Raw genomic sequence first — 14,471 nt, forward strand, 5'->3', positions numbered from 1 at the left:
GCATGAGTTCAGTTCAGGAGCATTGCGATGAGTACCGACGATAAACGCATCCGCGAATTCGCCTATCAGATCTGGGAATCCGAAGGTAAACCCGAAGGCCAGGAATCGCGCCACTGGGAGATGGCGCGCAAACTGGCCGAAGCCGAAGCCCTTGCACCGAAGAAATCGCCCAAGGCAGCCGGTAGTAAAACTGCTGGCAAGACTTCCACTGCAACGGCCGCCAATGGCAAGGCGCCAGTGGCTAAAACCAAGACCGCTTCTACCAAGGCCAAACCTGCCGGCGCTGTCGCAACCGTAGTTCCTCCGGGTGAGAAAGCGGCCGAGAAAAAACCGCGCGCTCCACGCAAGCCCCCGGCGTCCTGACGTCACCCGAACCATTGAACTGATTGACCGTGTGGCGGGTTCGCTCGCCACCGAGGGCCGACTCGTCCTCAAAAAATATGAAGTCTCTGTGGGAGCGAGCTTGCTCGCGAAGGCGATCTATCAGTCACCAGCATCTTTGAATGACAGACCGTATTCGCGAGCAAGCCCGCTCCCACAGAAGATTGATGTTCACCCCGACTTACTGACTTGCAGGAGCACCTATGACCCGTCCAAAGAAAGCCGAGCCCGCCGCTCAAGCCGAGCCCACGCGAATCCGTGAAGGCCTGCCCTTCCCGCTCGGCGCAACCTGGGATGGTCTGGGAGTGAACTTTGCACTGTTCTCCGCCAATGCCACCCGAGTCGAACTGTGCATCTTCGACGATGCCGGTGAAGTCGAACTCGAACGCATCGAATTGCCGGAGTACACCGACGAGATTTACCACGGCTACCTGCCCGATGCCCATCCGGGACTGATCTACGGCTACCGGGTCTACGGCCCGTATGACCCGGCCAACGGCCACCGCTTCAACCACAACAAATTGCTGATCGACCCGTACGCCAAACAACTGGTCGGCCAGTTGAAATGGTCCGAAGCGCTGTTCGGTTACACCATCGGCCACCCGGACGCCGACCTCAGCTTCGACGAACGCGACAGCGCGCCCTTTGTGCCCAAGTGCAAAGTCATCGACCCGGCGCACACCTGGGGCCACGACCAGCGTGTCAGCGTGCCGTGGGACAAGACGATCATTTATGAAACCCATGTGCGCGGCATCAGCATGCGCCACCCTTCCGTGCCGGAGAACGTGCGCGGTACGTTCGCCGGGCTGATGGTCGACGATGTGCTGGAACACATTCGCAAGCTCGGGGTGTCGTCGGTAGAGTTGCTGCCGATCCACGCCTTCGTTAATGACCAGCACCTGCTGCAAAAGGGCATGACCAATTACTGGGGCTACAACAGCATCGCGTTTTTCGCCCCGGACCCGCGTTATCTGGCCAGCGGCAAGATTGCCGAGTTCAAGGAAATGGTCGCGCACCTGCATGACGCCAATCTCGAAGTGATCCTCGACGTGGTCTACAACCACACCGCCGAGGGCAACGAGCAAGGCCCGACCCTGTCGATGCGCGGGATCGACAACGCCTCGTACTATCGCTTGATGCCCGACGACAAGCGCTTCTACATCAACGATTCCGGCACCGGCAACACCCTCGATTTGAGCCACCCGTGCGTGCTGCAAATGGTCACCGACTCGCTGCGCTACTGGGCGAGCGAGATGCATGTCGACGGCTTCCGTTTCGACCTGGCGACCATTCTCGGGCGTTATCACGACGGTTTCGATGAACGGCACAGTTTCCTTGTCGCTTGCCGCCAGGACCCGGTGCTGCGACAGGTGAAAATGATCGCCGAGCCCTGGGACTGTGGCCCCGGCGGCTATCAGGTCGGCAACTTCCCACCGGGCTGGGTCGAATGGAACGACAAGTTCCGCGACACCGTGCGCGCCTTCTGGAAAGGCGATGACGGCCAGCTCGCCGACTTCGCCAGCCGAATGACCGCCTCCGGGGAAATGTTCAACCAGCGCGGCCGCCGGCCATATTCGTCGGTGAACTTCGTCACCGCCCACGACGGTTTCACCCTCAACGATCTGGTGTCCTACAACGACAAGCACAACGAGGCCAACGACGAAAACAATCAGGACGGCAGCAACAACAATTTGTCGTGGAACCACGGTGTCGAAGGCCCCACCGACGATCCGGAAATCATCGCCCTGCGCCATCGGCAGATGCGCAACTTCTTCGCCACGTTGCTGCTGGCCCAAGGCACACCGATGATCGTGGCCGGCGACGAGTTCGCCCGCACTCAGGACGGCAACAACAATGCCTACTGCCAGGACAGCGAGATCGGCTGGGTCAACTGGGATCTGAGTGAGGATGGCAAGGCGCTGCTGAAATTCGTCAAGCGCCTGATCAAATTGCGCCTGGCGTACCCAATCCTGCGGCGCGGGCGGTTCCTGGTCGGCGAATACAACGAAGACATCGGAGTCAAGGACATCACCTGGCTGGCGCCGGACGCCAGCGAGATGACCACCGAACACTGGCACGACGCGCACAACCGCTGCCTGGGCATGTTGCTCGATGGCCGTGCGCAGGAAACCGGTATTCGCCGCAAGGGTGCCGACGCCACATTGCTGCTGGTGGTCAACGCCCATCACGACATCGTCAATTTCACCTTGCCGGAAGTGCCTGAAGGCAGTTTCTGGACCTGCATGATCGACACCAATCAGCCGTCGATCCGTGGTCAGGAACGCTTCCAGTTTGGCCACGAGTACTCGGTCACCGGACGTTCGTTGTTGTTGTTCGAACTGCAACGTGACGAAGAGGACTGATATGGACCTGGACCAGTATCTTGCGCAGCGCATCCCGGACTATCCCGATACGGCGGCCCTCGGCCGATGCCTGCGGGAGATGGTCGAAGCCGGGCTGGATTGCCTGCCAATGCCCGGCAGCGGTCAGACGCTCGAGCGTTTCCGGGCCTTGGCCGCCGTCGCCGGCCATGACTTGAGCCTGTGCAAACTCTACGAAGGGCACACCGATGCCCTGGCGATCATCCAGCAACTCGGCGGGTCGCCGACGCCGGGCAGTACGTGGGGCATGTGGGCGGCCGAACCACCCGACGCACGAGTGCGGATCACGCCGGCGGGACACTTGGTGCGACTCAATGGGCGAAAAGCCTGGTGTTCCGGTGCTACCGTGCTCAGTCACGGCTTGCTGACCGCATGGGATCAGCATGAGCACCAGCAACTGATTGCGGTGGCCATGGATCAGCCGGGGGTGAAAATCACGGGTGAAAGCTGGCAGGCCGTGGGGATGGGCGCGACCGGCAGTGTCGAAGTCACCTTCGACGATGTCGAGGGACAAGCCATCGGCGCCCCCGGTGACTACCTGCAACGACCGGGCTTCTGGCAGGGCGGGATCGGAATCGCGGCCTGCTGGTACGGCGCGGCACGCCAGATCTCCGAGCGCTTGCGCAAGCACTGCGCGCAACGCGAAGAGCCTCACGCCCTTGCCCATCTGGGTGCCGTCGACACGGCATTACATGCAGCCGCAGCGGCCTTGCGTGCCAGTGCTGCGGACATCGACGCTCACCCCGACGCCAACGCCGAATTCATGGCCCGGCGCGTGCGCGCAGTCGTCGAGCACTCCGTCGAACAGGTCATCCGCGACACCGGTCGTGCCCTCGGCGCCGGGCCGTTCTGCAAGGATCGCCACTTCGCCCGGCTGATGGCCGACCTGCCGGTCTTTGTGCGCCAGAGCCACGCCGAACGCGACCTCGCCGCCCTCGGCCAATCGGTCGCCCGACAACCGAATGAGACATGGACGTTATGAAACCCGATCCGATCGTCGGCCAGGGCACAACCCTGCACCAATGGCAGAACTCGCGACACCTGGCTGAACTGCACAGCATCGATATTCTCAGGCTGGTGCCGCCGGGCTCTCGGGCCGTGATCATCGCCCCACATCCGGACGACGAAGTGCTCGGCTGCGGCGGACTTCTGCAGTTGCTCGCTGCGGCAGGCCGGGCGCTGCAACTGATCTCCGTCACGGACGGCAGCGCCAGTCACCCCGGCTCTGATCGCTGGCCAGTGGAGCGCCTGAGCGTGGTTCGTCCTCAGGAGTCCGCCGAAGCCCTGCGCCGGCTCGGGCTGCCGATGCACCGTTTGAAATGGCTGCGCGGTGGGTTTCCGGATACCCAAGTGGCCGCACGCGAAGCCGAGTTGAGCGACTTCATCGCCCGTTATTTGCAGCCCGGCGATGTGCTGTTTACCACGTGGTGCGAGGACGGTCACTGTGACCATGAAGCGGTGGGGCGGGCCAGTCTGGAGGCCGCGCGCCGTTCCGGCCTTGTCTGTCATGAACTGCCGGTCTGGACCTGGCACTGGGCAAGTCCGGAGGATGCCTGCGTGCCATGGCAGCGGGCGCGCAAGATCTCTCTGACACCGGCGCAGGTGGCCCGCAAACGCCACGCCATACATGCCTTCGCCAGTCAGCTGGAAGGCGACCCGGACGCCGGCCTGCCGCCAGTATTGGCGCCTTTGGTGCTGGATCGGTTGCTGCAACCTTTCGAGGTGGTATTTCTATGAGTGTCGAGGACCGCTATTTCGAAGGCCTGTTTGCCGGCAACGACGACCCCTGGGCCTTTCGCGAGCGCTGGTATGAACAGCGCAAACGCGCCATCACCCTCGCCGCTCTGCCCCGCCGGCATTATCGGGCGGTATATGAAGCGGGATGCGCCAACGGCGAGTTGAGCGCGGCACTTGCCGAGCGCTGCGACCGGCTGGTGTGCAGCGACACCGTCCGCAAAGCGGTCAATCTGGCACGCACCCGGCTGACTCTGTTCGAGCATGTCAAAGTGCATCAGGGCCGTTTGCCCGACGACTGGCCGCAAGAGCAGTTCGACCTGATCGTGCTCAGTGAAATCGGCTACTACCTGGACCCTGAAGACCTGACAGCGGTCATCCATCATGCTCATCGCTCCCTGACTGCCAGCGGACAGCTATTGGCGTGTCATTGGCGCCCGTCGATCGAGGGTTGTCCGCTCAATGCCCGTCAGGTACACGATCTGATTCACGAGCAACTGAAGCTGCCGCGCCTGGTGCTTCATCAGGAAGCGGATTTCATTCTCGAACTATGGAGCCGCGAACCCCGCTCTGTAGCGGCGCTGGAGGGATTGCGATGAGCCCGACTCGATCGATGAAGCCGCGCAAATCCGTTATCACCATCACTATCAGGCTCGCGAGGGTCACCGACACATTCACGGCGCCAACCTCGGATCAGTGCCGAGGCCTATCGCCGGGCCGGAGGCTTCGAGCCGCTGGCCTGCGATGAGGATGTGCAACTGGTGCGTCGGCTGGAACGTTGCGGCGCACACGTTGCCTGGAGTCATCGACCGCAGGTGCATGCCAGTGCTCGGCTGGACAGTCGCGCACGGGGCGGTTTCGGCGACTATCTGCGACAGTTGGCACAGACTGAATAAAAAAAAGCGGCTCAGATCGATCTGTCACGCGACGAATCACCGGTCTTGAGCAATACTCTGCATCGCGGCAATCCAGGGTTCGGAGCGCTGCATATTGCCAGCACACTGCCTTCAAGGGTCATGGGCGCAGCATCAACGACTGCGCGCAGGACGAAGGCCCGCCACAACAAGGACGTCGTACTCATGAAACCGTTATCCCTCAGCGAAAGCGGCTTGCCGGCGCAGATCTGGAACAGCGCCCCGCAAATCGACAACATCCCTGTCATCAATACCCGCAGCCTTGTCCCGGCAGGCGCGCGCGCGGTGGTCATCGCCCCCCATCCTGGGGACGAAGTGGTGACCTGCGGCGGTCTGCTGCAGTTGCTTTCCAGCCTCGGGCACCCCCTGCAATTGCTCTCCATCACCGACGGCAGCGCCAGCCATCCGGGCTCGCGTCAATGGTCAGAGAAGCGCCTGAGCGTGTTCCGCCCACAGGAAAGTGTCGAAGCCTTGCGTCGTCTCGGTCTGCCCATGCATAGCCTGAAGTGGGTCCGTGGCGGTTTCACCGACAATGCCCTGCACGACCAGCAAACCCAGCTCACCGAATTCATCGCCCGCTACCTGCGTCCCGGCGATGTTGTCTTCAGTACCTGGCGCAACGACGGCAGCGACGATCATGAAGTGGTTGGCCGGGCCAGTGCGATTGCGGCGCAACAGGTCGGTGCAACCTATCACGATGTGCCGGTCTGGGCCTGGCACTGGCCTGAACGCGATCAGGCGCAGATTCCGTGGCATCGTGCACGCAAGCTGCGTCTCGACACTTGGACCGTCGCGCGCAAGAGCCACGCCACTCATGCTTACGCCAGTCAACTCAATGGCGAACCGGCGATCGGCATAGCACCGCTACTGCCCAAGGCTATTCTGGAGCGTATGCGCCTGCCCTACGAAATCATCTTCGTCGATTGATGGCGCAACGCGGGCAGTCACTCAAAGTGAACTGCCCCCGCGCGGATCAGTCGCATGAACAGGCAGTCATGATTCAGAGGAGTGAACGTGTCCAGCGATCCCAAGCGTCACGTCGTCGACGCACAGCCCGCGAACCCGTCCGCCATTCATCGCCTGCGGGTGCTGACGGTCAACACGCACAAAGGATTCACCGCGCTCAATCGACGTTTCATCCTTCCGGAACTGCGCGAAGCGGTGCGCAGCACCTCGGCCGATCTGGTGTTTCTTCAGGAAGTGGTAGGCGAACACGAGCGGCATTCCAGTCGTTACAACGACTGGCCGCAAACCTCGCAGTACGAATTTCTCGCTGACAGCATGTGGAGCGATTTTGCCTACGGGCGCAATGCCGTCTATCCCGATGGCCATCACGGCAACGCTCTGTTGTCGAAATACCCGATTCGCGAGTACCGCAACCTCGACGTATCGATCACCGGGCCCGAACGCCGTGGCCTGTTGCACTGCGTGCTGGATGTGCCGGGACACGTCGAAGTCCATGCCATCTGCGTGCACCTGAGCCTGCTCGAAAGCCATCGGCAATTGCAGTTGCAGCTGCTCTGCCAGTTGCTCGAATCCCTGCCCGACCATGCACCGGTGATCATTGCCGGTGACTTCAACGACTGGCAATTGCAGGGCAACGCTGCCCTCGCCCGTCGCGATTACCTGCACGAAGCCTTTGAGCGCCATCATGGCCGGCCGGCCAAAACCTACCCTGCCCGCTTCCCGTTGCTGCGCCTGGATCGCATCTATCTGCGCAATGCCACCAGTCATGAGCCGCAGATACTGGGGAACAAGCCCTGGACCCATCTTTCCGATCACCTGCCGCTGGCGGTCGAGGTGCATTTGTAAGGCGATACTGACAGCTATTGCATCCCTGCAGCGCCACCCGACTTTGATCCCTGTACCTGCCAACAGACCGGTTGTCGGCTGCGAAACATCTCTGTTTCGCGGCTTTTCCAGCGTTTCCCCCTACAAACAAGAACTTAGATAATCGCGAAAAAACAGAAGCTTGAGCCATCCGTTTTGACCATACCACTCATCGTCCAATTTCTTGACGCAGTGGCACGCATCTTCTTAGCTCTACCTTACTACCCCCGGAAATACTACTCGGGGCGAGCCTCAGGTCACTCGTCAAAACGAGCGGCCACGGGTTCGCCACGCTCCATTCGGTCGCCCCTCATTCGGGGTAGGAGAGACGCCAAGGCGAGATACCGCATGCGATAGCAAGGCAGACTGCCATGAGAACCTCACTCACCTCACAAGAGATCAAAATTACCTTTTGCACTGTTTCCAGCTCTATCTTGCTTTGTTCATCCATGGAGGCGCAGGCGGGTCCTGTGGCGGACGAGGCGACACCCTGGTATCGCCAGGACATTCCCGTCATGACCCTCCCTGCGACGGTCGTGACCCCTGGGCCGCAACGCCTGAGCCTACAGCCGGACCTGCGCGGTACGCGCCTGATCACTGAAGACCTCGCCCCCTCGGCCTGGGATCAGCTTTACGGAGCGACCTCACGTCAGGCACAGACCGACGTCCTCAGCCCCGGCTTCGCCATGCCCGGTACTGGCGACTTCAAGGGCCCCGCCGTGCTGACCCTGAAAAGCAGCAGCGGCCACACCCAGCAAATCGGCCTGATCGGCGGCGTCAGTCAGATTCAAGGCAACAGCAACGGCCTGATCACCAGTCGCGCCCTCGCCGACCCGACCACCGACACCCTCAACCTGCAAGGCCAGAGCCTCGGCGCTTACTACAGCCTGATCGGCCCGCAGGGCTGGCACGTCGATCTGGCGGCCAGTGGCGGCCGGGTCAGCGGTTTCAGCCGTAACGAGCAAGGCGCACGCCTGGCCACCGAAGGCAGCGCGATGACGCTGTCGGTGGAAGGCGGATTCCCGATCGGACTCGGTGAAAACTGGGTGGTTGAACCGCAAGCGCAGTTGATCAACCAGCGCATCACCCTGGACACACCCTATGCCGGCTCGGGCAATGCGTCTTCCAGCGACATTTCATCGTGGAGCGGTCGGGTCGGTGCGCGCTTGAAAGGTAGCTACGACCTGAACGGCCTGCCGGTCGAACCCTACGTGCGCACGAACTTGTGGCATACGGTGTACACCGGCAACACGGTGACGCTGGATCAGGTGGACAAGATCAGCAGCAGCCGCAAGTCATCCACGGTGGAACTGGGTCTGGGCCTGGTGGCCCGGGTGACGCCGGCGGTCAGCCTGTACGTCAGCGCCGACTACAGCAGCGATGTGGATGACAACGACCTGAACGGGTTGATTGGCAGCCTGGGGATCCGGATGCGGTGGTGAAGATTAGCCTCAGATGATCGTTCCCACGCTCTGCGTGGGAACGATCAGTAATCCGCGGGGGAGCGATCTCGCGTGGGGGCGTCCCGTTACTCGCTTGGACCCTCGGGCTTAAGGATCAACACCGCCAGCGGCGGCAGGTTCAGTTCCAGCGACAACGCCTGCCCATGGCTGGCCACCTCTTCGGTGAACGCCCCGCCCCCGTTGCCATAATTGGAACCGGCATAGGTGTCGGCGTCACTGTTGAGCAATTCCTTCCAGCGCCCGGCAAACGGCACGCCCACGCGGTACGACTGACGCGGCACCGGAGTGAAGTTGGCCACCACCAGCACCGGCGTTCCGTCCTTGCTCCAGCGCAGCCACGCATAGACGCTGTTGATCGCATCGTCACCGATCAACCACTGAAACCCTTGCGGCGCATCGTCCTGCTCGTGCAGCGCCGGTTCATCGCGGTAGAGCCGGTTGAGGTCGCCGACCAGTTTCTGTACGCCTTTGTGCTCCGAATATTGCAGCAAATACCAGTCGAGTTGCTGGTCATGATTCCATTCACGCCACTGGCCAAACTCGCAGCCCATGAACAGCAGCTTCTTGCCCGGATGGGTCCACATGAAACTCAGATAGGCGCGCAGGTTGGCGAATTTCTGCCAACGGTCGCCGGGCATCTTGTCGATCAGCGAATGCTTGCCGTGCACCACCTCGTCATGGGAGATCGGCAGGATGAAACGCTCGGACCAGGCGTAAACCAGACCGAAACTCAACTCATTGTGGTGATGGGCGCGGTACACCGGATCCTGCTGGATGTAGTGCAGCGAATCGTGCATCCAGCCCATGTTCCATTTATAGGCAAAGCCGAGACCGCCCTGCTGGGTGCTCTGGCTGACGCCCGGCCACGCCGTGGATTCTTCGGCGATGACCAGCGCGCCCGGCGCTTCCAGCGCGACCACGTCGTTCAAGTGGCGAAGGAAATCGATGGCTTCCAGGTTCTCGCGACCGCCATGACGATTCGGCACCCACTCGCCGGCCTTGCGCGAATAATCGCGATAGAGCATCGACGCCACCGCATCGACCCGCAGCCCGTCGACGTGGAAATGCTTCAACCAGTGCAGCGCCGAGGCCAGCATGTAGCCGTGCACTTCGGTACGGCCGAGGTTGTAGATCAGCGTATCCCAGTCCTGATGGAAGCCTTCCAGAGGGTTGCCGTACTCGTACAACGCGGTGCCATCGAACTGCGCCAGACCATGGGTATCGGTCGGAAAATGCGCCGGCACCCAGTCGAGAATCACCCCGATATCGGCCTGATGGCAGGCGTTGATGAATGCCGCGAATTCATCCGGCGTGCCGTAACGCGCGCTCGGGGCGAACTGCGACAGCAACTGATAACCCCAGGAGCCGCCGAACGGATGCTCCATGATCGGCATCAGTTCAATATGGGTGAACCCCAGTTCCTTGACATAGGGAATCAGCCGCTCGGCCAGCTCCGGCCAGGTGTACTGGCGGGCCACTTCGCCCAGATCATCGAGTTCGCATTGCCAGGATCCGGCGTGCAATTCATAGATCGACAGCGGCGCATTGTGTTGCTGGCGCTCGCGACGGCCAGTCATCCAGTCCTGATCCTGCCAGTCGATCTGCAACGGCGAGGCGACTTTCGAGGCGGTGTCCGGCGGCAGACTGGTGGCCAGCGCCATCGGGTCGGCCTTGAGCGGCAGGATGCCGTGGGCACCGAGAATTTCGTACTTGTACAGCTCCCCCGCTTGCAGGCGCGGAATGAACAACTCCCACACGCCGGACGGATGCCGCAAGCGCATCGGGTGCCGGCGCCCGTCCCAGACGTTGAAGTCGCCGACCACCGATACCCGTCGGGCATTCGGCGCCCACACGGCAAAGCGCACGCCGTCGACGCCATCGACGGTTTTCAGCTGCGCGCCGAGGCAGCTGCTGAGATCACGATGATTGCCTTCGGCGAACAAATACAAATCCATTTCACCGAGCAACTGACCAAAGCTGTAAGGATCTTCCGCGACCTGTTCACCACCCGCCCAGCGGGTGCGCAACAAGTACGGCCGCGCATCCTCGAAATGGCCGACAAACAGCCCCGGTGTTTCGGTAGCCTCCAGCGGGCCGCGCTCTTCGCCACTATGTTTATCGAGTACTGAAACGCTTAACGCGCCGGGCAGATACGCCCGGATGAACTGCCCGCCGGCACCATCGCCGTGGGGGCCAAGAATGGAAAACGGGTCGTGATGTTCTGCGCGCACCAGGGCATCAATGTCCTTCGCCCTGGGCAACAATCGTTCGTTCACTTGACCCTGTTCCTTGTTCGAGAAACTCATGACTACTCTCCACCAAGATCGGAAAAGGGTTTTAGCCCCGTCAATAACCCGTACAGACCGTGCAGCGGCACGGGCAGCCAGGTGGGGCGATTTTCGGCTTCATAGGCCACTTCGTAGGCCGCTTTCTCCAGACCGAACAACGCCAGTGCGGCGTCGGCACCTTCAGGATCCTGCCAGGCATGATCAAGATTAGCCGCCGCTTGGCGATATGCCTGGAGAAATGCTTCCCGGGCTTCACGCAGGTAACGCTCCGTGACCCGCCGACGCGCGGCTTCGGCCTCGGGACTGTTGTCGACGCTGTGCACATTCAGGGCCATGGCCGCGGCATAGTCGAAGGAGCGCAGCACACCACTGACGTCCTTGTACGGACTGTGCTTGCCTCGGCGCTCGGCCAGTGGCCGCGCCGGTTCGCCCTCGAAGTCGATCAGGTACGCGTCGCCCTTGATCACCAGCACTTGCCCCAAATGCAGATCGCCGTGAACGCGGATCCGCAAACCGCCAGCCGATTGCCTAGCCAGTTCCTGCACGTGGGCAAGGATGGTTTTCTTGTTGTCGAGCAACCGAGCAACAAGCTTCTGATCCGCCGCGTCGAGTTCACCCTGATGCTGCTTGAGCAGCTTCAGCGCATGCTCGACCTGCGCCGCGACATCCTTGCCATTCGCCTGCGCATCCTTGGCCGAACTGACTTGCGGCGCGAAGTCCTGGTTGTCGCTCGGCGCTGCCAATACCTGATGCATTTCCCCCAGACGCTGGCCGAGCATACCGGCGAAGTCTTTCAGCTCACCCAGGGCGTTGTAGTGCTGCGCCTGTTCGGACACAGCGTCCGCCAACTCGTCGCGCAGCGCCCGTTCGAGGTTGTTCTGCGTCCACTCCCAGGCATCGCCCTGATTGCTCAAGTAGCCCTGCGCAATCATCAGCAGGTTGTCTTCACCATCGGCGCCGCGGCGAATCACCGAACCGAGCAGCGGGGAGATATTGGCAAATCCGGCATCGGTCAGGTAAGCGCTCATCTCCAGTTCCGGGTGTACGCCGGACGCGACTTTGCGGATCAGCTTGAGCACCAGACTGTTGCCGATCACCACCGAACTGTTGGATTGCTCGGCGGACAGATAGCGCACTTCCGATTCGGCCCCGAGGCCGAGTTTTTCCAGTTGCGGCGTTGCTTCGAAACGGATCTCGCCCTCACTGGATTCCAGCACCGTACCGCTCTGCATCCCTTGCAGCACCGCGCGAATAAACGCTTCAAGACTGAACGCATCGGTAATCAACCCGACCTGACGCACCCGGCGTACCCGCGCCAAAGCCAGTTGCTGCGGCAATGCCGGCCCGACCTGATCTTCGGCAATAAAGCCGAACGGCAATTGATAACGGCTGGTCTGCCCGCCGCTCTGCACTTCGATTTCGCTGAGCAACACCGGATGCTGTGCGTCGCCGAAGCGCACGCCATAGGCCAGTTTCACTTGTTCGATGACAGCGTCCTTGCCGGCGAACCAGCGGCGGTTCTGCAGCCAGTTCGGCAGGATCGCCTGTTCGAGGGTAGCGCGGGACGGTGCTTCGAGCAGTTCCTCCATGCGTTTTTTCAGCACCAGCGTGGTGAAGTCCGGCAGGCTCTGCGCCGGTTCCACGTGCCAGCTAGGCATCTGGTTTTCCGCCGCCAGGCCGAACCAGTAGAAACCGTAAGGCGCCAGGGTCAGGAGGAAATTCAGCTGACCGATGGGCGGGAACGCGTTACCGCCGAGCATCTCCACCGGCACCATGCCGACGTAGGCCGACAGGTCGAGCTCCACGGCTTGCGCGCTGCGCGACACATTGGCCACGCACAGGATGATTTCATGCTTGCCGTCCGGACCGGTGTATTCGCGGGTGTAGGCCAGCACGCGACGGTTGGCCGGCGAGAGCATCTTCAAGGTGCCACGACCGAACGCCTTGGATTGCTTGCGCACCGCCAGCAAACGTCGCGTCCAGTTCAACAGCGAATGCGGATCACCGGACTGGGTCTCGACATTCACCGATTGAAAGCCGTACTGCGGGTCCATGATCGGCGGCAGCACCAGACTGGCCGGATCGGCGCGGGAAAATCCGCCGTTGCGGTCGATCGACCATTGCATCGGGGTGCGCACGCCGTCGCGGTCGCCCAGATAGATATTGTCGCCCATGCCGATTTCATCGCCGTAATAAAGGGTCGGCGTGCCGGGCATCGACAACAGCAGACTGTTAAGCAACTCGATGCGGCGGCGGTCGCGTTCCATCAATGGCGCCAGTCGCCGGCGAATGCCGAGGTTGATCCGCGCGCGACGGTCGGCGGCGTAGTAGTTCCACAGGTAGTCGCGCTCCTTGTCGGTGACCATTTCCAGCGTCAGCTCATCGTGGTTGCGCAGGAAGATCGCCCATTGGCAATTGGCCGGGATCTCCGGGGTCTGGCGCAGGATGTCGGTGATCGGGAAGCGATCTTCCTGGGCCAGCGCCATGTACATGCGCGGCATCAGCGGGAAGTGGAACGCCATGTGGCATTCGTCGCCATTCACGCCCTCGGCGTCGGTATCGCCGAAATACAGCTGGGTGTCTTCCGGCCATTGGTTGGCCTCGGCCAGCAGCATTCGATCCGGGTAGTTGGCGTCGATCTCGGCGCGGATCTGCTTGAGGACATCGTGGGTTTCCGGCAGGTTTTCGTTGTTGGTGCCGTCGCGCTCGATCAGGTATGGAATCGCGTCCAGGCGCAAGCCGTCGATGCCCATGTCCAGCCAGTAGCGCATCACCGAGAGCACGGCTTTCATGACTTGCGGGTTGTCGAAATTGAGGTCCGGCTGGTGCGAATAGAAGCGGTGCCAGAAGTACTGGCCGGCTACCGGGTCCCAGGTCCAGTTGGACTTTTCGGTGTCGAGGAAAATGATCCGGGTGCCGTCGTATTTCTGGTCGTCATCCGACCACACGTAGAAGTCCCGCGCCGCCGAACCGGGCTTGGCCTTGCGCGCACGCTGAAACCACGGGTGCTGATCCGAGGTGTGGTTGATAACCAGCTCGGTGATCACTCGCAACCCGCGTTTATGCGCTTCGGCAATGAACCGCTTGGCATCGGCCATCGTCCCGTAATCGCTGTGTACGCCGCGGTATTCGGCGATGTCGTAACCGTCGTCGCGACGTGGCGAGGGATAGAACGGCAGCAGCCAGATGGTGTTGACACCGAGTTCGGCGATGTAATCGAGTTTGGCGATCAGGCCGGGAAAGTCGCCGATCCCGTCGTTGTTGGAGTCGAAAAAGGATTTGACGTGAACTTGATAGATAACCGCGTCCTTGTACCAGAGCGGATCCTTGATGAAGGTGGCTGCCTTGGGTTTCTTCGCCATGTGAAACTCCTGTTCAATTCATTGAAGCCGAAGCTGCTACTGATCGTTCCCACGCTCTGCGTGGGAATGCCGCCTTGGACGCTCTGCGTCCACCGCTGGGACGCGGAGCGTCCCGGGA

The 14,471-nt window shown here is 61.6% G+C and carries 10 protein-coding genes and 1 pseudogene; 9 read left to right on the forward strand and 2 right to left on the reverse strand.

The window, feature by feature from the left end; genetic code table 11:
* Positions 1-27: 27 nt before the first annotated feature.
* The 9 genes and pseudogenes from CAF63_RS06060 (at position 28) to CAF63_RS06100 (ending at position 8,682) form a co-directional block, all read left to right on the forward strand.
* Entirely contained in the window at positions 28-363 is a 336-nt protein-coding gene (locus CAF63_RS06060) for a DUF2934 domain-containing protein (protein WP_085683807.1), read from the forward strand.
* 221 nt (positions 364-584) lie between these two features.
* Complete coding sequence (gene glgX / locus CAF63_RS06065; RefSeq protein ID WP_085683808.1) at positions 585-2,744, forward strand: glycogen debranching protein GlgX; 2,160 nt, start codon at positions 585-587, stop codon at positions 2,742-2,744.
* Between the two features lies 1 nt (position 2,745).
* The gene (locus CAF63_RS06070) at positions 2,746-3,744 is read left to right on the forward strand and encodes an acyl-CoA dehydrogenase family protein (RefSeq protein ID WP_085683809.1); all 999 of its coding nucleotides are present in this window, start codon (positions 2,746-2,748) and stop codon (positions 3,742-3,744) included.
* Entirely contained in the window at positions 3,741-4,499 is a 759-nt protein-coding gene (locus tag CAF63_RS06075; RefSeq protein ID WP_085683810.1) for a PIG-L deacetylase family protein, read from the forward strand. Before CAF63_RS06070 ends, CAF63_RS06075 begins: the two co-directional genes overlap by 4 nt.
* Positions 4,496-5,095, forward strand: coding sequence for an SAM-dependent methyltransferase (locus CAF63_RS06080; RefSeq protein WP_085683811.1), 600 nt, complete (start codon positions 4,496-4,498; stop codon positions 5,093-5,095). Before CAF63_RS06075 ends, CAF63_RS06080 begins: the two co-directional genes overlap by 4 nt.
* 4 nt (positions 5,096-5,099) lie before the next feature.
* Positions 5,100-5,392 (forward strand): annotated as a pseudogene (locus tag CAF63_RS28940) (glycosyltransferase family 2 protein); the annotation flags it as partial.
* Between the two features lie 183 nt (positions 5,393-5,575).
* A complete protein-coding gene (locus CAF63_RS06090) occupies positions 5,576-6,337 on the forward strand; it encodes a PIG-L deacetylase family protein (RefSeq protein WP_085683812.1) in 762 nt (253 codons plus the stop codon).
* Between the two features lie 87 nt (positions 6,338-6,424).
* Positions 6,425-7,222 (forward strand): endonuclease/exonuclease/phosphatase family protein, encoded by a 798-nt coding sequence (locus CAF63_RS06095; protein WP_085683962.1) that lies wholly within the window; start codon positions 6,425-6,427, stop codon positions 7,220-7,222.
* Positions 7,223-7,611: 389 nt separating this feature from the next.
* On the forward strand, positions 7,612-8,682 hold the full coding sequence (locus tag CAF63_RS06100) for an autotransporter outer membrane beta-barrel domain-containing protein (RefSeq protein WP_085683813.1): 1,071 nt from the start codon (positions 7,612-7,614) through the stop codon (positions 8,680-8,682).
* 86 nt (positions 8,683-8,768) lie between these two features.
* Here CAF63_RS06100 and glgB read toward each other — a convergent pair whose 3' ends face one another.
* Positions 8,769-11,009: a 1,4-alpha-glucan branching protein GlgB gene (gene glgB / locus CAF63_RS06105; protein ID WP_085683814.1), complete on the reverse strand. Its 2,241-nt coding sequence runs from the start codon at positions 11,007-11,009 to the stop codon at positions 8,769-8,771.
* Between the two features lie 2 nt (positions 11,010-11,011).
* Positions 11,012-14,353, reverse strand: coding sequence for a maltose alpha-D-glucosyltransferase (gene treS / locus CAF63_RS06110; RefSeq protein WP_085683815.1), 3,342 nt, complete (start codon positions 14,351-14,353; stop codon positions 11,012-11,014).
* Between the last annotated feature and the right edge of the window lie 118 nt (positions 14,354-14,471).

The sequence above is a fragment of the Pseudomonas sp. B20(2017) genome (assembly GCF_002113125.1).
In the GTDB taxonomy this organism is placed as follows: Bacteria; Pseudomonadota; Gammaproteobacteria; order Pseudomonadales; family Pseudomonadaceae; genus Aquipseudomonas.

Excerpts from the sequence above, each read along its gene's own strand:
- glgX (WP_085683808.1), top strand. The coding sequence starts at position 585 with ATGACCCGTCCAAAGAAAGCCGAGCCCGCCGCTCAAGCCGAGCCCACG.
- treS (WP_085683815.1), bottom strand. The coding sequence starts at position 14,353 with ATGGCGAAGAAACCCAAGGCAGCCACCTTCATCAAGGATCCGCTCTGG.
- CAF63_RS06100 (WP_085683813.1), top strand. The coding sequence starts at position 7,612 with ATGAGAACCTCACTCACCTCACAAGAGATCAAAATTACCTTTTGCACT.
- CAF63_RS06080 (WP_085683811.1), top strand. The coding sequence starts at position 4,496 with ATGAGTGTCGAGGACCGCTATTTCGAAGGCCTGTTTGCCGGCAACGAC.
- CAF63_RS06070 (WP_085683809.1), top strand. The coding sequence starts at position 2,746 with ATGGACCTGGACCAGTATCTTGCGCAGCGCATCCCGGACTATCCCGAT.
- CAF63_RS06075 (WP_085683810.1), top strand. The coding sequence starts at position 3,741 with ATGAAACCCGATCCGATCGTCGGCCAGGGCACAACCCTGCACCAATGG.
- CAF63_RS06090 (WP_085683812.1), top strand. The coding sequence starts at position 5,576 with ATGAAACCGTTATCCCTCAGCGAAAGCGGCTTGCCGGCGCAGATCTGG.
- CAF63_RS06060 (WP_085683807.1), top strand. The coding sequence starts at position 28 with ATGAGTACCGACGATAAACGCATCCGCGAATTCGCCTATCAGATCTGG.
- glgB (WP_085683814.1), bottom strand. The coding sequence starts at position 11,009 with ATGAGTTTCTCGAACAAGGAACAGGGTCAAGTGAACGAACGATTGTTG.